Origin of the sequence: Kitasatospora herbaricolor, from assembly GCF_030813695.1 — a bacterium.
In the GTDB taxonomy this organism is placed as follows: domain Bacteria; phylum Actinomycetota; class Actinomycetes; order Streptomycetales; family Streptomycetaceae; genus Kitasatospora; species Kitasatospora herbaricolor.
The window spans coordinates 75,821-93,281 of sequence record NZ_JAUSVA010000002.1; the positions used below are offsets into that span (position 1 = coordinate 75,821).

Genomic DNA, 17,461 nt, shown 5'->3' on the forward strand with positions numbered 1-17,461 from the left:
CTACGCAGCCAGGCCTCCGAGCACCCACCCATACGCCAGGACCGCTTCCCCGACGGTGAGCCCCCGACGATCCGGTCAAGCTCAGAGAGAGAATGCTGTCGGCCCTGCCGTCGGCGATCCACCACACCGCCTTCATGAGGCCCTCGCACTCGTCCATGGTCGAGCGGCCCAAGGTGACAGCGACCGCCGTGCTGGCGGGGCTCAGGCCCGACAACTGATCGCTGTCCGGACCATGAGGAAGACGCTCTCGGCCGGGGAGTCCGTGGTTGCGGTTCAGCCGGGGGGAGGGTGGTCGCCCGTGTCCGTGGTTGGGCCGGAGTGCATGCCGGCTTTGAGCTCTCTCATGGCCGCCCGGGCGACGTGGTCGACGGGGTCCTTCTCGCCGTACCCGTAGTCGATGGCGCTCTCCCGGTGGCCAGCTGTAGCAAACAACCATCGCAACCCATACTTCGTCGCCCCCAGCCACACTTCGAACTGCTGGCCAGCGTAAGTGAAGCGGACCGACTCGGCACCGTCCACCGTGACGATCTGTCCGTCCAGCCGGTAGGCGAGCTCCTACAGCGGCGTCCGCCCCTGGTCCGTCCCGGCCTCGCACCGCACGGCGAGGACCGAAGACAACGGCCTCATGATGATCGAGCCCTCCTGAGTGGTGAGCCGGAAGCCCGGCTATCCCGCGATGTCAGCCGAACTGCCGTCCGTCGCGCCGGCGAAGGCGAACGGGCCCACCGTGAAACTGCCCGTCTTGGCTTCGTACCAGCCGTCGGCCAGCAGCACCGCCGCAACCTCCTGGGCATTGACATGCAGGCTCATCACTGCTTCCCCTTCTCGGTGGCGCGAGCCACCGAGGCGACCCTGTGATGTGAGGGCTCAGGACATAGTTGACGTGATGTTCTCGGGACACCCTTGACAGTTTCTGATGGTCATTCAGATGCTTCGGGTGTGACTCAAGAGGCGGAGAGCCAGCAGCAGCGCGACTGGTTGGTCGAGCAGAGGTACCGGGCGGTGCTGGAGGTACTTGACGGTTCGCCGATCACGGAGGTCGCCCAGCGGTATGGGGTCTCGCGGCAGTCGGTCTACACGTGGAAGGCGAAGTACGCCGCGGGTGGCTTCGAGGGTCTGCGGGAGGCATCGCGTAGGCCGCGGACGAGTCCGACCAGGTTGCCGGCTGAGGTGGAGTCCCTGGTCTGCGAGATGCGCCGGTCCCATCCACGCAGGGGAGCGCGACGGATCGCCTTCGAGATCGAGCGGACCGGCACGAAGCCCGCTCCGTCGCGGGCCACGGTCCACAGGGTCCTGAACCGCAACGGTCTCGTGCGCCCACAGGAACAGCAGCACCGGCGCAAGTACAAGTGGTGGCAGCGCGAGACCCCGATGCACCTGTGGCAGCTCGACCTGGTCGGCGGGATCTACCTCGCCGACGGGCGCGAGTGCAAGATGCTCACCGGGATCGACGACCACTCGCGCTTCATCGTGGTCGCCGATGTGCTCACCGTCCCCTCCGGCAGGGCGGTCGCCGACGCGTTCGTGCGGGCCATGCGGATCCACGGGGTGCCGGCCGAAGTGCTCACGGACAACGGCAAGCAGTTCACCGGCCGCTACACGCGGCCCAGGCCCGCAGAAGTGCTGTTCGAGCGGGTCTGCTGGGAGAACGGGATCGGCGCAAAGCTGACCAAGCCGTACTCACCGACGACCACCGGCAAGATCGAACGTTGGCACCGGACCCTGCGACGGGAACTGCTCGACGACTGCGGGCCGTTCGCGTCCCTCGCGGCAGCCCAGGCCGCCATCGGCGAGTGGGTTCAGACCTACAACCACCTCCGCCCGCACCAGGCCCTCGACATGGCCACACCTGCCAGCCTGTTCCGCCCCAACCCGCAGCCGGAACCCGTAAAGGTCGTGCCTGCCCAGCGGTCCGAGGCCGCGCCCGTGCCCGCTGAGTCGGCCCCGCCGGCGCCGGTGATGACGCCGTCGGCTGGCGCGGTCGAGTTCGACACCGTGGTCCCGGCTGGCGGCCAGGTCAGCATCATCCCTTCAGTCCAGCGCATCCGACTCGGCGCCGAGCGGGCTGGCCTGCGAGTCCGGATCTGGGCCGACGAGAACACCGTCCACGTCCTGGTGAACGGCGAGGTGGTCAAGACGGTGGCGTCCAACCTCGATGCCGAGCACCTCCACCAGCTCAAACTCCGCGGAGCGCGCCCGGCCGGGCCTCCACCGGCTCTCCCTGCCGTCGACCGCCTGGGTGACCTCCCAGCCGGCCACGCGCTGGAGCTCGAAACGCACCGCTGATCAGGACGGCTGGATCGCCCTGGCCACCCAACGCGTGAAGATCGGTCCAGAGCTCGCCAACCGACGGATCACCGTCCGTCTCGACGGGCACCTCCTCCATGCGGTGCACAACGGGCAGCTGGTCAAGACCCTGCCCTCGCCCTTCACCGGCGGCGAGCACCCACGGCTCCGCGGCGCCAGGCTCGCCACGACCCAGCTGCCGCCGGCCCCAGCCGCCGTCACCGTTGAGCGCAAGGTCCCGAACGACGGCGTCGTGATGGTGGCCCGCCAGCGCCTGCGCGTCAGCCGGACCCACGCCGGGCGGATCGTCACCATCTACGTCGAGGACACCCACTTTCGCGTCACCTACGAAGGCGCCGAGATCTCGCTCCATGCACGCCAGGACCAACACCCCGTGACCCGATGGAAGGCCAAGATCCACGCACCGAAACTCTGAGCGCGCCAAGACTTCGTGCTCTACGTTGATCGACATGAGCGCCTTGGGCCGGACCTACCGCTATGTCGGGCCGCGCCATGTGATTGATGCTGTCTAGCCAGCGGGCGGTGGTGCCACGATCCGCACAGCCGCCGACTTCGCAGACTGGGTGGCAGCCCGGACCGTCGAGGAACTCAACGAGCCCTTCACCTTCGTCATCGACACGGACGGCGCTCTGCGGCTGGCCCCACGCCGCAGCGAACACGTCGCCTGCGCGAGCGGCGATCGGGTACTGGGCGCTGGCGAGGTCAGCTTCTGCACCGACGCCGGACGCTGGACGGTGAACGAGGTCAGCAACCAGTCGACCGGCTACTGTCCGGACGTTGCCTCATGGCCAGCTGTCGCGAACGCACTGGATCAAGCCGACCTCGACCACCCGGACTACCTCACCCACGCAGCGGTCTTCCGTCGATGTCTTACTTGCCAGGAGCACAACATCGTGCGAGAAGACCACTTCGTCTGCGTCTTCTGCGACGCCGACCTACCCGGGCGCTGGAACGTCGATCCGAACGCGTCACGCCCAGACGGGCCCTGATCTCGTCCATCACAGCACTGCCACCGGCTCGGCGAACCGGCTTCGAAACACGATGCCCGGCCATGTCCAGTAAGTCTTGAGCCTGTCAAGGATCTGATGAGCCGGAAGTGTCAACTGAGTCCTGAGACCTCACATCGCAGATCTTGTGACGCTGTCGGTGTCAGCGGTGGCTGTGATCATGGCCCGCGTGTTCTTCGCGGAGTTTCGAGGTCTTGCTTCCTCATCTGGCCGGTGTCGTGGTGGAGTTGGTCGAGCGGGCTGCGGCCGGGGTGGTCACGATGAATGCGCGGGCCCGCTCGGCGAGTGCGGACTGTCCGCACTGCGGTAGTGCGTCGCACCGGGTGCACGGCCGCTACATGCGACGGCTCGCGGATGCCGCGGTCGGTGGCGCCAACGTGGTGATCGAGCTGCTGGTGCGGCGGTTCAAGTGCCCGAACCCGTCGTGTCCGGCGGTGACATTCGCCGAGCAGATCGCGGGACTGACGAGCCCGCATGCCCGCTACAGGTGCGTCATCAGTTGACCTCGATAGCTCTCGCGCTGGCCGGCCGCGCGGGTGCCCGTCTGGCCGGGGTGCTGGGCCTGAGCGCAGCCAAGGACACCCTGTTACGCCTGGTCCGCGCCGCGCCGGAAGAACCCGTCGGGCAGATCCGGGTGCTCGGTGTCGACGATTTCGCGCTACGCAAGGGCGACTCTCGTACGCCACGATCCTGGTGGACCTGTAGAGGCGGCGACCGGTGGACGTGCTGCCCGGCCGGGACGCCCAACCACTGGCCGCATGGCTGAAAGGCCATCCGGAAGTGGAGATCATCTGCCGGGACCGGGCCGGGGCTTATGCCGAGGGCGCCCGCGACGGCGCCCCGCAGGACCAGCAGGTCGCCGACGCCTGGCATCTGTGGCACAACGTCGGCGAAGCCGTGGAAAAGACCGTCTCCGCCCACCACTCCTGCGTCCGGACCGCGTTCGAGAACACCGCACCGGCCGCCCCGCCAACCGGCGACGACATCTGGCAGACGCCACCACCGCCGGCACCGGCTGCCGCGATGCTCGACGTCTGCGGGCGCGATCGCCGCCTGGTCGCCCGGATCAGGGAACGCTACACCGCCGTGCGACAGCTCCTGGAGGGCGGCAGCACACTGGAGGAGATCTGCCGGACACTGCGGCTGGACCGGTCCACCGTGCGCCGCTTCGCCCGCGCCACGGCATCGACGAGCTGACGGTCCAGTGACCGAGCATCTGCTGGATCGCGACCAGGTCGACACCGCGCTCGTAGTTGTGGGTCGCGCAGGCCCTCCGCAAGGCATGCGGGCTGAACCGCTCAACCGCAGGCCGGCCTTCCAGCTCCATGAGATACCGAAGCCGGTTGCGGATCGTTCCGCGGTGCAGGCTGCCGCCCGACTCGTCGGCGAACAGCACCGTCGAGTCGGGGAACTTGGGCCGCACGTCGTCCAGGAACCATCGCAGCACCAGGTCCAGGCCGTCCAGCATCGGCACCCAGCGCGGCCGCGGTCCGGAAGTGTGGGCGCCTTTGCCAAACCGGACGTGGAGCTTGCCGAACGGGCCGCGCGAGAAATGCGCGTCCGGCTTCTCCAGCAGCGAGGCCTCCTCTGACCGCAGGCCAGCGTGATACAGCGTCCGGAACAGCGCGTAGTCCCGCGCGGCGGGTGCGTACTTCCTGGCGGTGGCGATCCGCTGCTTCAGGAACTCGAAGAACTCCTCCACCCGCTCCGGCGTCGGCGGCGGCAGCAGAGCCGGGGAATCGTCACCGACATGCCGGGAGGCGTTGAACTCATCGACCGGGCAGACCAGCCGCACCCCAAACGCGGCCTCGACCTCGGCCGCCTTGCGGACCTGCAGGAACCGGTGGAACCCCTTGAAGATCTGCACATACTCGCGCCGGGTCGACGACTTCCGCCCCTGGAGCGCAAGATCACCGACCACCCGGTCGATGTCCTCCGGCGTCACCTCCCAGGCCGGCCGACCCAGTGCGGCCAGCGTCCGCTCCAGCAGCCCGATGTCGTTGTCGATGGTCACCGGGCTGAACCCGCGCGCCCGCCAGGAGGCGACAAACGCCTCGACGCACTCCGTTTGGAACTTCCACGGATCCGCCGTCAATGGTCCCTGCGGGACGGCCCCGACCGCGATGACCTGCAGCCGAGCCACCGGCACACCTTCCTCGCACCTGAACGGTCAAGGCAGCACCTGGAGAACTCGGCTGCTGCCACGAGAACCAACGAGGACCGCAGGAGACGGATACGGCCAGGTGGCAGCACTAACTCGTGTGAGGGAACAAGTGCCAGCCCCAGATGAATGGGACAAGACCTTCGGAGACGCCCGCCTCTGCGCGGCCATCGCCGACCGGATCACCTTCCGCTGCACGCTGATCCAGACCGGCACCGAGTCCTACCGCTACCAGGCCACCCAGGAATCCCTCTTCACCGCTCAGAGCTGACAACCCGCCAAGCAGCACGAAGGACTGACCCCCACCGATGGCTGGCTCTGAGCATAAGAAGCAGTTCTGGCTCAGCTCGTGTTTGCGCCGTGAGGCGCCGTTGGTTCAGTGCTGGAGAGCGCAGTTATCCGCTGCCAGGTGCAGGTGCCGAAGGGTTTCCAGTTCGGTGGTGGGGAAGGCGTGCAGCCGCCACTTCTGGAGGTAGCCGTCCTCACCGTGGGTTCCCCGCACCTTCTCGGCAGCCATCAGGACCGCATGCGCCAGGGAGGTGCGAGGACGTGTGGACGTCCACACGAGGGTGCCCTTCCCGTCCGGTGCGTCGAAGCTGGCCGACATGTCCGGGAAGCGACGGATTGTGATGTGCACGTCACTGTTTCGGCGACGAAGAATCCACCGCGCCTCTGCCGGTTCAAGGTCGAACGAGAACCGCTGGATGCCATGGGGGCCGTAAAGGCCCGACACGCCTTTCAACAAGTCGGCGAGCGCGTTTGTGCAGTAGCTGACGATGTCCCGGTGCTTCGTCGAGCCGTCCCAGATCCTGCACGTCGCCCAGCCGGAGCCGCTCAGTTCCCAGCTGAAGTGCAAGGACCTCGTCACTGAACCCCCCTGATCGTCTGCGGACAACGCTACAGCGGTGTTGAAGACGGGGGACGGCCGGGTACGCCACGCGACGGCCAGCTGGACCAGTGCGTCAGGCACTCCGAGGAACCCAAGGGGCTCGATCACGGCATGCTGTCGCAGTGCTCTCGCTTCGTGTGGGGCGGGCCCTGGCCACGACTTGTCAGGGAGGCAACCCGGGCCCGCGACCACACGTTATCGACGACGCTGACCCGGTCATTTCGGACACTCCGCCCAGACCCGCCCGGTCACCCGATCAGTGGCTCTCATTCCCGCCGAAGTGGCCCCCGAACTCACCGAAGAGCACCCGTCCCGGGCGAGTACACCACCGCCACGAACGGTCTGCACCCGGCTCCCGTTCACACCGAAGCAGTGGCTCTCATATGACCCGACAAAATCATGCTCAACAGCCCGAGGCCGTCGCGCAGGCCGCCAACCGGAGCTGGGGCTAACGCTACGCCGGAACCGCGATCCCCTGGTACAGGTCAGCGCCCCACCACGTCCTGGTCCTCGACCTCCCCCCGCCCCGGACACCAGGAAGCCGTGGGGCCTCCGGGGCCCGATGGCGTCTCGAACAGGTGCAGGTAGGAGCAGGCGCCGGCCGGGGTGAGCGCGGCGCATCGGGCTACCCCTGGCGGACCACGTACTCGACCTTGACAACGGTGGCGGCCTCTTCCACCAGCTCCCACAGCTGCTCGGCCGACATCTCGGCCAGCGCCACGGTTTCGGACGCGCCCTTCTGCGGCATCTGCTCGGCCGACAGGAACGCCCGGACCCCGCGCGCACGCAGCGACCAACGCACGTAGTCCTCCACAGCTCCGGCAGCCGACCGATCGCCAAACAGCTTCCGATCGTGCTCGCGCCACCCCTCTCTGAGGTGATCGCGCACCCGGATGTCGTGCGGCCCCGTCTCCCCCAAGCCGTACTTGGCCGCGCCGAGTCCGTCATGCACCACGACGTACACATGACATGGCTTTCGCGGCTGCCCATCGGTGAACACCCGTTGCACGTAGCGGCCTTCTTCGTCCACCGTGAACCCTGGGAACACTGCGGTACCACCTTTCCCCTTGGCGCAGATCGCGGATCGACCCTAGGGCTGGGTTGGGGTCGTGGGCGGGATTGCGGGACATCGGCCGGGAGTAGTGCCCTCTGCGATTCGGGGCTGGACCCGCGGCAGCGAGATCGCGGACCGGCGTCGGGCACATAATTCGGACCCGCTCCCCCTCAGGACCGGTACCTTGCCGATCATGGGCCTGCGGGAAGCGCTGCCCCGCCTCAAGGGACCGGTCAGACCGGCCAAAGGAGTTCAACAAATGCATAGATACCGGTCGATAGCCCTACTTGCCGTCCTGGCCGCACTGGCGGTCGGATGCACCACGGCCGATTCCGCCACCGAACCGGCCGCCGGGACCGCCACCTCGGCGGGCGACGGAAGTGCCGCACTGACGCCCGAGCTGCCCGCCAAGCACGAACTGACCGCCCCGCAGGCCGTCGGTGACGCTCGGAGACATACCCGAGAGGGCTACGCGCGGCAGATGGGCGTGCAGTTGGCATCGCTCTTCGCCGAGCGCTCGCCGACCGCCGTCGCGGCCGGGTTCGACATCAACAAGCCGTTCTACTTCGCCGGGGTCAACCTTCCGCGGCCCTACCCGCAGGACCTGGCGGGGCAGGCAGATCTGGCACTGAAGGCGGCACCGCTGGCCAACACGTCCAACACCACGCTCACCCTCGCCACCACCCCCGCCCAGGGCTACGCGACGCAGGACACAGCGGTGGTCCTGCACTGCACGGTGGCGACGTTGCGCGGATCGGCCTCCTCGTATGACCTCCCGGTGTGCGCCTGGGCTGACAGCTGTACGATCGGCGTCGTCCTGGCCATCAGCACGAAGATCGAAACGGGGCAGGAAGCAGCCGGCCTGCAAAGCGGCGGCTGACCTCACCATCGCCACCCGCACCGCCGCAATGCAGCCGAGCCCCTGCCCCGACTGCCTTCATCCGGGGACCCGGCCCGCTCTACAGGCGGCGCAGGAGGGAGACGACCTTGCCGAGGATGGTCGCCTGGCCGGCGGGGATCGGGTCGTAGGCGGGGTTTCGGGGCATCAGCCAGGTGTGGCCGTCGGTGATTCGCAGCTGCTTGACGGTGGCCTCGCCGTCCAGGAGGGCGGCGACGATGTCGCCGTGCCGGGCGGTGTCCTGGCGGCGGATCGTCACCCAGTCGCCGGGCAGGATGGACGCGCCGGTCATCGAGTCGCCGCGCACCTGAAGGATGAACAGCTCTCCTTCGCCGACCAGGCGCCGGGGCAGGGTGAAGACGTCGTCGACCTGCTGTTCGGCGACGATCGGGGCGCCGGCCGCGATCTGCCCCAGCACCGGCAGGTCCACGGACCCGGACCGGCCCTGTGAGCCGTCCTGCGGGAGGGTGTTCCAGGGACTGTGGCGGATGCGGTAGGCGCGGGGGGTGTGCGGGTCGCGGAGCAGGTGGCCCTTCTTCTCCAACGCCAGGACCTGGTACGAGACCGAGGAGACCGAGCTCAGCCCGACGGCCTCGCCGATCTCGCCATGCTCGGCGGGAAGCCCCGCAGCTCGACCGTCCGCTCCACGAACCGCAGGATCCTGGTCTGCCGGTCGGTCAGTCCGTCGCTGTTTCGCCGGACGCCCGCGGGGCGGCCGGCCCCTCCGCTGTCGGCCTGGGCGCTCACCATGACTCCCCCATCTGCTTCGATCTTGGTCGGACACTATCCCCGCCCTACGACAACAGCGCCCCGCCGGGGCCCGGCGCCCGGGCCCTGCTGCGGCCGGGGCCCCGGGGCCCCGGCCCGGGTGCCCGGCGTGCGGTGGTGGGTCAGCCGGGCGGTGTTCGTCAGGGGATGTCGCCGGCCCAGCGCAGGGCTCCGGGCCGGCCGGGTATGGGGTCGTAGAGGGAGCGACCGTGGGGGTAGCCGCAGCCGGGGCAGGTGAGAGCGAGGCCCTGTTCGCGTTCCTCCGCGCACAGCAACGCCGCGTCGACGAAGGCGCCGTCGAGGGGCCCGCCGATCAGCTCCAGGATGCCCGGGTCCTCGCCGGGCTGTCCGTCGTCCGCATCGGCCACGGACAGCCATTCCTCCAGCTCCGGCAGCCAGGCCGGCCAGGACGGCTCGACCGGCCTCTCGCCGTTCTCCTCCGGGCCTATGGCGTCAGGCATCTGCGTCCTCCTTCACGGCCGCGGCCGCTGCGGCGGCGTCGCGCGGTGCCCGGCGGGCGTCGGCAGGTTCGTGCTGCGGGGTGAGGTCCTTGGGGAGCGGCAGGGACTGGGGCATGTCGATCCTTCGGGGTCAGGGGCGGTTTCGGCGGTTCGGTGCGGGGCCGACGCTGTGGGGCCAGGCGCGTGCCCGGTGGCCGGAGTGCCGGTGTCACGGGCGGTCCGGGTGGCGGGGGCGCAGGGTCGGGCGGGTGGCATGGCTCTTGGGGTTGGTGAGGGCGGCCGTGTGGACGGTGCCGGTGCCCCAGCGGTTGTTCGCCTTGTCGAGGACCGGCTCCAGGGCCCGGTTGTTCTCGGTGGCGGCGTCGAGGGTGAGCTGGACGAAGCTGCGTTCGGCTGCGGCCAGGTTGTTGACGCGGGCGGTGACGGCCCGGATGCGGGCCCGCTGGAGGCCGAGCGCGGCGAACAGGGCGTAGAGGGTGTCCTGGAGGACGGGGGTGTGGGCGGTTGCTTCGCGCAGGGTCCGGGAGCGGGTGGTGGTGGAGCGGTCGGCGTAGGTGACCTGCAGTTCGACGCCGCGAGTGGTCTTGCCGGCGGTGCGCAGGCGGGCGCCGAGGTCGGTGGCCAGGGCCAGCAGTGCCTGGCGGACCTCGTCGGGGTCCAGGACGTCTCGCTCGAAGCGGCGGCCGGCGGCGATGCTCGCCGGCGGGCCGCCGACCGTGACGCCCCCTGGGTCGATCCCGTGCGCGCGCTGGTGCAGCAGCCGGCCGGTGCTGCCGCCGGCGATGCGCTGCAGTGTGGACAGCGGCAGGTCGGCGAGGTCCCCGACGCTCTCGATGCCGTACCGGACCAGTCCCCGCAGAAGGGCCGGGCCCACGCCGGGCAGTGCCCGCACCGGCCGCGCCCGCAAGAACTTCGTCACGGACGTGGGGTCGGGGTCCAGCACCCGGACCTCGCCCGGGGCGCAGGTCTCGGCGGCCATCGTGGCGATCATGCGCGTACCGCCGCCGCCCACCGAGACGGTGAGGCCGTAGCGGGCGAGCAGCCGGGTCTGCAGCAGGTCGGCCAGGCCGGCCGGGGTGCGGCCGAAGTAGCCGAGGGCGCCGGTGACGTCCATCAGTGCGCCGTCCGGCGGCAGGGCCTGCACCACCGGCGAGACGTCGGCGAGCACGCTGAACAGCTGCGCGTACACCTCGAAGGAGGGGCGGTGGATGCGCAGGTGGAGGATCGCGCGGTCCCGATTCGTCACCCTGGGCTCCCCTGCGAGGCGTGCCAGAGCCGTCCGGCGCCCGGGCCGGCCGGACGCCCGTCACCTGCACCGGTGTCCGTGGCGGTGCGGTCCGCGTCGTCGTGCACGGGGCCGGGGGCGGATCCGGCGGCGAGCAGGGCGCGCACCGCGGGGGTGCCGCCGGCGGCGTGGGCGTCGGCGACGTCCTGGAGGTTCCAGGCGTGGGTGCCGATGACGGTGACCGACCGGCCGCGGCGCGAGATCGTGCCGCGGGCGAGCAGCAGGTGGTGGTGGAAGAGCGGGTGGGCGGCTTGGGCGTGGGTGTCGTCGAAGTAGGTGAGGTCGACCTGCCCACCTTCCGATCCGTCGTCCAGCGAGACGAAGATGGTGCGCCGGCCGGAGCGCATCGGCGGGGTCTGGATGGCGACCTTCGCCCCGGCCACCAGCACGATCTCCCCCGTCCGCTGGTCCTTCAGCCGGTGGGAGGGCGTGACGCCGAGCTCCGCGAGCAGCGGGTGGAAGGGCTCCATGAGGTGGCGGGAGGCGTCCATGCCGATGACCTCCAGTTCGGCGCACAGCTCCTCCTGCGGGGACATGGCGGGCAGGCCGGTGGCGCCCGGCTCGGGCGGGGCGGGGGCGGCGAGGACGAGCTGGTCGGGGATGGCGGCGGTGCGGTGCTGGCGGTGGAGCTCGTCGATCTGCAGCAGGGGTTCGCGGCGGTGGGCGCCGGGGGCGAGGGCGTCCAGCGCGCCGATGCGTACCAGGCGGTCGGCGACCGGCTGGGAAGGGCGGGCGCGGGCCCGGAAGTCGGCGACGCCGGTGTAGGGGCGGCCGGCCGCGATCCGGGCGGCCTGGTCGTCGGTGATGCCGTGTACGTCGGTGAGCGAGACGCGCAGGCCCAGCCGCCCGTCCGGGAGCTGTTCAGTGCGGCAGTCGGTGCCGAAGTGCTGGACGTCGACCGGGAGGATCGGCACGCCGCGCCGGCGGGCGTCGGCGAGGACGAGGCGCTTGGGGTACATGCCGGGGTCGTGCTCCAGCAGCCCGGCGTAGAACGGCGCCGGGTAGTGCGCCTTCAACCAGGCCGACTGCAGAGTGGGCAGGGCGAAGGCGACGGCGTGGGCCCGGGCCAAGCCGTAGGCGCCCATGTTCTCCAGCTCGCGGTCGAGGCGTCGGCCGGCGAGGACACGGCGCCGGCCCCCGGCGCGGGGCCGGGCTGGCCGTCGCCGCGGTCCGCGGCGCGGCCTCTGGCATCGGCCGCGCCCGCAGCGCCAGGCGTAGACGCGTACTGGGTCGAGGTGCAGTTCGTTGGGGCCCCTGCAGTCGGCGGCCCAGGTGGCCAGGCGAGAACCACAGGCGCCGCGCCAGTTCTTCGAGGTCGGCGGTCCGACCGTCGGCCCGTTGGGCCCTTGGGCGGTTGGGCCATACCGACGAGCATGCCGTGCCCGTAGGCTGCGAAGCCCTGGACGAGGCCGCTGTCGGCCGGCAACTGGCGTAGGCCCGAGTCCTTGGGCGGGATCCGAACTGCGACCTCGCCCCGAAGGATCTTCGCGCAGGTCCACCTCAACCCTGACAGTGCTGGCGGCTGACGCTTTGCAGGGGCTGACGGCCGATCAACAAGGCGGTCGCCCCTGCGCCGACCGCCAATTCGTCGTTCGGTGCGGGACCGGGAGCTCGACCACACGGCAGCCCAGCTTGCCGAGCCGGGCGAGGACACGGTGGGCCTCGATGTCGGACAGTGAGAAGACGAAAGGGCCCGGTACCAGTACCACCCGAACAGCCCCTGCGGCTGCCAGGTCGACCACGTGCTCCAGTGCAGGCAGCGGTCCCCGCGAGGGACAGCCGTTGTCCAGGAAGACCGTCGGAGCCGGAAGCCCCAACTGGTCCGCGAACCGGTTCAGAGCGTACTGGTGTGTCGGCATGGCCAACTCGTCAAAGGGATAGCAACGCAGGTAGATCGCTGCCCCGGGGAAGCGCCCTTCGACATTCGGTTTCATTGGTCCTCCTGGCAGATTCATCGCTCGGAGTCGCGATGATCACCGTCGGTTCAGCGACTCCTGTCCCAGGAGAACCTTCGAAACGGGGCCGGAACAAACCAGAACCCGGCGCCTGCGGTAACGGGTCGGACTTGGCATGCGGCTGGCGATAGGTATGGCAGTGCAGCGCAGGATCCCTATGTAGGTAGTGGGCACGCGAGCAGTTGATAAGGGTAACTTTGGGCGGTTTTGTTCCCACTCTCGCCCGCATGCTGGAGGCTTCTGTGGCGCCCGAAGGCGGGGGGACCGGGCAGCCGACGTGGACGGTCCAAGGGCGCGCGGTTCCGCCGTGGGGCTTCCGGGTGTCATCGGTTGCGCTGACCGTACGACTGGCGTTCACAGGGGCTGAGCAGGCCTGGGGCCCATTCGCCGAGGCTCACGGCGGTCCGTTGCCCCGGGCGGTCGTCGACGGGCGCCTCCAAAGCCATTAGTTCATTAGTTGTACGCAAAGCCCCCTGCTAGGCCCATTCGTGTGTGGAGTGCATTGACAGCACGTGACGGCGCGGTAAATATGACGTCCACTTCTTTGGTCCTGAACATGCAGGTGGTCCCCGTATCGCTCCTTCGAAGGTGCGTGCGGTCTTTACCATCGCCAGTTCAACTTCTGAAGTCTGACGATGTCAGTCGTCCCTCCGGACCGGGTTGCCGACCTGTGCCCTCGCGCCGGTCGCGACGGTCTTCACCAGTGCAGGGGAGAACAACATGACACATCCATCAGTCCCGGGACGCAGACGTGCCCTGGCCGCCACCACCGCACTCGCCGCACTGTTGTGCGTGCTGCCGACGTGGGCCGCCGCTCCCGCCCTGGCTGCGGATTCGCCGCTGCCCGCGGTCGCCGAGCCGGACACAGGACCCGCGGACCCGTGGGTCCTGACGAACACCGCCTTCGACTCGGCCGACTACCTCAAGCAGCCGTTCGTGGGCAACGGCTACCTCTCGCAGCGGCTGCCCGCCGTCGGCCAGGGCTTTCAGCAGTCCACCGACAAGGCCGGCTGGCCGCTCTACAACCCGCGGTACACCTCGGCGCTGGTGGCCGGCGTCTACGAGCGGATCCCCTACGGCAGCAAGCCGACCGACGAGATCTCCGCCCTACCGACCTGGTCGACGATGAATCTCGGGATCGACGGCAACACGCTGGACGCGATGGTACCGGCAGGTCAGATCACCGGCTATCAGCAGACGCTCGACCAGCGCAACGCCACTGTCAGCACCTCGATGACCTGGACACCTACGGAGGGAAAGGCCACGGCGGTGAAGTTCGACGTCCTGGCCAACCGGGACGTGATGAACCTCGGTCAGGTCCAGGTCACCGTCACCCCCGCGTGGAGCGGCAGCCTGTCCCTCACCGGCCTGCTCGACGGCGCGGGAGCCCAGCGCATCACCCCCGTCTCCCGGACTGTGGACACCGCCACCCACACCTCGACGGTCAGCCTCAGCACCCCGGGCCGCGACACCAAGGTCATCGAGACCCAGCGCCTCGTCGCGAGCCCCGGAACCACTGTCACCGCCACCTCGCAGGCGCCCACCGACACCGCCACCGCCGGAGAGCAGTGGACGATTCCGGTGACGGCGGGCCGGACGTACACGTTCACCAAGTACGTCGGCATCTCCACCTCGAACGAGACCACCACGCCCGACACGGTCGCAGCCGACACCGTCACCGCAGCCGCGAACAGCGGCTGGCAGGACCTCCTGACGCGCCACCAGGCGGCCTGGGCCAGCCTCTGGGCGCCGAACATCACCGCGACCGGGCGCAACGCCCTGCAGGCTGGCATCTACAGTTCGTTCTACCTGCTTTACTCCAGCCTGCGCGAGGGCGTCTCCTGGAGCATCCCCCCGGCCGGCCTCACCAGCGACAACTACGCCGGCGTGATCTTCTGGGACGCCGACACCTGGATGTACCCGACGCTGCTGGCCTTCCACCCCGAACTCGCCAAGTCCATCGTGATGTTCCGCTACAACACGCTGGCGGCAGCCAAGGCCAACGCGGCGGGGGTGACGAGCAGAGCCCTCAAGGGCGGCGCCTGGGCCTGGGACAACGGCCCGAGCGGGACCTGCGGCGGACTCAACGGCTGTCCCTCCAGCCAGGACCATCTGCAGAGCGACATCGCGCTCGCCCAGTGGCAGTACTACCAGGCCACCGGCGACCTGACCTGGCTCAAGTCCTACGGCTACCCCGTGATCAGCGCCGTCGCCGACTACTGGGCGAGTCGCGTCGACAGGAACGCCGACGGCACCTACCACGTCAACGGTGTGCAGTCCGCGGACGAGTACGCCTGGGACAAGAACGACGAGTCGGCGACGAACGCCGGCGCCGTCGTCGCCCTGCGCAACGCGGTCCTGGCCGCGCAGGCCGCCGGACAGAGCCCCGACCCGGCCTGGACGACAGTGGGCGACAATTTGTTCATCCCGGTCGACCCGGACGGGACCCACCCCGAGTACGCCGGCTACACGAACCAGTCGGTCAAGCAGGCCGCCACGGTCATGATGTCCTACCCCATCGGGTACGTCACCGACCGTACGGTGGCGGCTGCGGACCTCCACCGCTACCTCCCGCTGACGGACCCCGGAGGCCCGGCCATGACCGCGTCGGTCGAGGCCGTCATCGCCGCCTACGCCCAAACCCCGGGCTGCCTGACCGACACCCTCATGCGGAACTCCTACGCCCCGTTCCTCCGCGGCCCCTTCCAACAGTTCCTGGAGACCAAGTTCACGGGGGCCTCAGCCGGCCAGGGCAACCCGGCCTTCAACTTCGCGACCGGCGCAGGCGGGTTCCTGCAGACCTTCCCCTACGGCCTCGGCGGTCTGCGCTGGCAGCAGGACGGCCTGGTGCTCGACCCGATGCTGACCCCGCAACTCGGTGACGGCATCACGCTCACCGGCCTTCAGTACCAGGGACGATCCGTCACCCTGGCCATCGGACCGCAGACCACCACGGTCTCCCTCGCCTCCGGCGCGCCGATCACGGTGAAGTTCCCTTCGGGGACGCAGATCCTCGCTCAGGGCTCTCCGCTCATCGTGCCGACCGCCCGACCGGACCTGGCCCCGACGTCCAACCAGGCGCGGTGCCAGAGCGTCAAGGCGTCGTCCGCCCTGTCCGACAACCCGCCCGCCGCCGCCGTCGACGGCAGCACGGCCACCGTCTGGACCGCCACGTCGACAGCACCGTCGTCACTCTCCGTCACCCTGGCACCCGGCAAGCAGACCGGCAAGGCCGACATCCAGTGGGGACCGACCAGGCCCACCACCTACGAGGCCTGGGTCCAGTCCACTGGCGGCACCTGGACCAAGGTGACCGCCGGCGACGTTCCGACCAGCGGAGACCTCCACGCGTCATGGCCGACGACCGCCACGCAGGCCGTCACCCTCACCTTCGGCGGTGGCACGGCCAGCATCGCTGAACTCGCCCTGCCCGACCCCTCGGCAGCCCATGTCACCTCCACCCTGACCGCTCCGGGCTTCATCCCCGGCCAGGCCGCGACGGTCAGCCTGTCGTTGACCTCCGACGGCGGACGAACCGCCGACGGCGTGAGCGCCACCCTGGGTGTCCTCCCCGCCGGATGGACCGCCCAGCCCGTCAGTGGCACGAACGTCGGCAGCCTCGCGGCAGGTGTCTCCACCACAGTCACCTGGACGGTCACGCCGCCCGCGACCAGCGGGCCCGCCACGGCACTGCTTGCGAGCACCACCTGGCAGGACGGCACTGCCGAGGCCGGCACCTCCACCGCAGCACCCCTGATTTACGGCTGCGCGGCAGGAGACCCCTGTGAGGCGGAGTCGGGCTTCTACGCCGGCGGCGCAACCACCCAGTCGAACCACGTCGGGGCCACCGGCAGCTTCGTGGGCAACCTCTACACCGGCGCGTCCGACACCCTGCGGGTGACCGTCCCCAGCGCGGGCACCTACAGTGCCGTCATCCGGTACGCGAACTCCACGGGCGGAAAGTCGCCCGGCCCGTACCTGAACGTCACCCGCACCATCACGCTGGCGGCCGGCGGTTCCACGGTGACCGTGTCACTGCCGACCACCGCCAACTGGGACACCTGGGGCACCGTCGATGTCCCCGTCACCTTGCCGAAGGGCGACAACCCCGTCCAGTTGCTCGTCGGACCGAACGACTCCGGCAGCATCAACATCGACAGCATCACCGTCACCGCACCGGCCTGTACCGTCGGCACCCTGTGCGAAGCGGAGAAGGGCATCCTCGCCGGTGGCGCGAAGGCGGCGGGCAACCACAGCGGCGCCACCGGAGCCGTCGGAGCCAGCTTCGTCGACACCCTGTACCCGGATGCCTCCGACACCCTGCGGGTGAAGGCCCCGGCTGCGGGGCCCCACACGGTTGCGATCCGGTACGCGAACTCCACGGGCGGCCGGACGGCTCCCTACGTGAAGGTCACCCGCACCATCTCGCTGGCGGCCGGCGGTTCCACGGTGACCGTGTCACTGCCGACCACCGCCAACTGGGACACCTGGGGCACCGTCAACGTCCCCGTGGCCCTGATGAAGGGCGACAACGAGGTCCAGCTGCTCGTCGGACCGAACGACTCCGGCAGCATCAACATCGACAGCATCACCGTCACAGCCGGCTGAACCAGCCCCGGCGCAGAGCGTTCCGGCCCGGGGCACCGGGCCGGAACGCTCTGCGCCGTGCGGACCCC

General features: G+C 69.7%; 17 protein-coding genes and 2 pseudogenes. 9 read left to right on the forward strand and 10 right to left on the reverse strand.

The annotated features are described in order from the left end of the window. The first annotated feature begins 92 nt into the window (after window positions 1-92). Complete coding sequence (locus tag J2S46_RS00700; RefSeq protein WP_268255744.1) at window positions 93-218, forward strand: hypothetical protein; 126 nt, start codon at window positions 93-95, stop codon at window positions 216-218. 448 nt (window positions 219-666) lie between these two features. Here the strand turns inward: J2S46_RS00700 and J2S46_RS00705 are convergent, their stop codons facing one another. After that, entirely contained in the window at window positions 667-810 is a 144-nt protein-coding gene (locus J2S46_RS00705; RefSeq protein WP_191294340.1) for a hypothetical protein, read from the reverse strand. A gap of 192 nt (window positions 811-1,002) precedes the next feature. On the opposite strand from J2S46_RS00705, the gene J2S46_RS00710 reads away from it, so the two are divergent. The 5 genes and pseudogenes from J2S46_RS00710 to J2S46_RS41085 form a co-directional block, all read left to right on the forward strand. Continuing rightward, entirely contained in the window at window positions 1,003-2,286 is a 1,284-nt protein-coding gene (locus J2S46_RS00710; protein WP_370882295.1) for an IS481 family transposase, read from the forward strand. 34 nt (window positions 2,287-2,320) lie between these two features. Beyond that, window positions 2,321-2,722: a hypothetical protein gene (locus J2S46_RS00715; RefSeq protein WP_307348170.1), complete on the forward strand. Its 402-nt coding sequence runs from the start codon at window positions 2,321-2,323 to the stop codon at window positions 2,720-2,722. A gap of 118 nt (window positions 2,723-2,840) precedes the next feature. Then, window positions 2,841-3,296 carry a hypothetical protein gene (locus J2S46_RS00720; RefSeq protein ID WP_229913372.1) on the forward strand — a complete coding sequence of 152 codons (456 nt, stop codon included), beginning with the start codon at window positions 2,841-2,843 and terminating at the stop codon, window positions 3,294-3,296. A 212-nt stretch (window positions 3,297-3,508) separates the two neighbouring features. After that, window positions 3,509-3,817, forward strand: coding sequence for a transposase family protein (locus J2S46_RS00725; RefSeq protein ID WP_191294342.1), 309 nt, complete (start codon window positions 3,509-3,511; stop codon window positions 3,815-3,817). 214 nt (window positions 3,818-4,031) lie between these two features. Continuing rightward, window positions 4,032-4,436: pseudogene (locus J2S46_RS41085) on the forward strand (transposase); the annotation flags it as partial. Here the strand turns inward: J2S46_RS41085 and J2S46_RS00735 are convergent. Then, entirely contained in the window at window positions 4,381-5,457 is a 1,077-nt protein-coding gene (locus J2S46_RS00735; protein WP_229913369.1) for a tyrosine-type recombinase/integrase, read from the reverse strand. The pseudogene J2S46_RS41085 and the gene J2S46_RS00735 sit on opposite strands and share 56 nt — an antisense overlap. Before the next feature lie 130 nt (window positions 5,458-5,587). Here J2S46_RS00735 and J2S46_RS00740 point away from each other — a divergent pair, with 130 nt between their 5' ends. Beyond that, complete coding sequence (locus tag J2S46_RS00740; RefSeq protein ID WP_191294364.1) at window positions 5,588-5,746, forward strand: ATP-binding protein; 159 nt, start codon at window positions 5,588-5,590, stop codon at window positions 5,744-5,746. Between the two features lie 105 nt (window positions 5,747-5,851). Here J2S46_RS00740 and J2S46_RS00745 read toward each other — a convergent pair whose 3' ends face one another. Beyond that, window positions 5,852-6,331, reverse strand: coding sequence for a hypothetical protein (locus J2S46_RS00745; RefSeq protein ID WP_229913370.1), 480 nt, complete (start codon window positions 6,329-6,331; stop codon window positions 5,852-5,854). 658 nt (window positions 6,332-6,989) lie between these two features. Next, complete coding sequence (locus tag J2S46_RS00750; RefSeq protein ID WP_191294345.1) at window positions 6,990-7,394, reverse strand: hypothetical protein; 405 nt, start codon at window positions 7,392-7,394, stop codon at window positions 6,990-6,992. A gap of 208 nt (window positions 7,395-7,602) precedes the next feature. On the opposite strand from J2S46_RS00750, the gene J2S46_RS00755 reads away from it, so the two are divergent. Beyond that, window positions 7,603-8,298: a hypothetical protein gene (locus tag J2S46_RS00755; protein ID WP_307348176.1), complete on the forward strand. Its 696-nt coding sequence runs from the start codon at window positions 7,603-7,605 to the stop codon at window positions 8,296-8,298. A 79-nt stretch (window positions 8,299-8,377) separates the two neighbouring features. On the opposite strand, the gene lexA is transcribed toward J2S46_RS00755, so the two are convergent. The 6 genes and pseudogenes from lexA to J2S46_RS00780 all read right to left on the reverse strand — a co-directional run bounded on the left by lexA (window position 8,378) and on the right by J2S46_RS00780 (window position 11,915). Next, entirely contained in the window at window positions 8,378-8,899 is a 522-nt protein-coding gene (gene lexA / locus J2S46_RS00760; RefSeq protein WP_370882296.1) for a transcriptional repressor LexA, read from the reverse strand. Further along, window positions 8,873-9,066: pseudogene (locus J2S46_RS40750) on the reverse strand (LexA family protein); the annotation flags it as partial. The gene lexA and the pseudogene J2S46_RS40750, both read right to left, overlap by 27 nt. A gap of 158 nt (window positions 9,067-9,224) precedes the next feature. After that, complete coding sequence (locus J2S46_RS00765; RefSeq protein WP_191294347.1) at window positions 9,225-9,545, reverse strand: hypothetical protein; 321 nt, start codon at window positions 9,543-9,545, stop codon at window positions 9,225-9,227. Then, window positions 9,538-9,660: a hypothetical protein gene (locus tag J2S46_RS00770; protein ID WP_268255745.1), complete on the reverse strand. Its 123-nt coding sequence runs from the start codon at window positions 9,658-9,660 to the stop codon at window positions 9,538-9,540. The genes J2S46_RS00765 and J2S46_RS00770 overlap by 8 nt, the downstream gene beginning before the upstream one ends. A 93-nt stretch (window positions 9,661-9,753) precedes the next feature. Next, window positions 9,754-10,791 (reverse strand): DNA polymerase Y family protein, encoded by a 1,038-nt coding sequence (locus tag J2S46_RS00775; RefSeq protein WP_191294348.1) that lies wholly within the window; start codon window positions 10,789-10,791, stop codon window positions 9,754-9,756. Then, on the reverse strand, window positions 10,788-11,915 hold the full coding sequence (locus J2S46_RS00780) for a helix-hairpin-helix domain-containing protein (RefSeq protein ID WP_191294349.1): 1,128 nt from the start codon (window positions 11,913-11,915) through the stop codon (window positions 10,788-10,790). Before J2S46_RS00780 ends, J2S46_RS00775 begins: the two co-directional genes overlap by 4 nt. A 1,590-nt stretch (window positions 11,916-13,505) precedes the next feature. Here J2S46_RS00780 and J2S46_RS00785 point away from each other — a divergent pair. Further along, window positions 13,506-17,393, forward strand: coding sequence for a carbohydrate-binding protein (locus tag J2S46_RS00785; RefSeq protein ID WP_191294350.1), 3,888 nt, complete (start codon window positions 13,506-13,508; stop codon window positions 17,391-17,393). The last annotated feature ends 68 nt before the right edge of the window (window positions 17,394-17,461 follow it).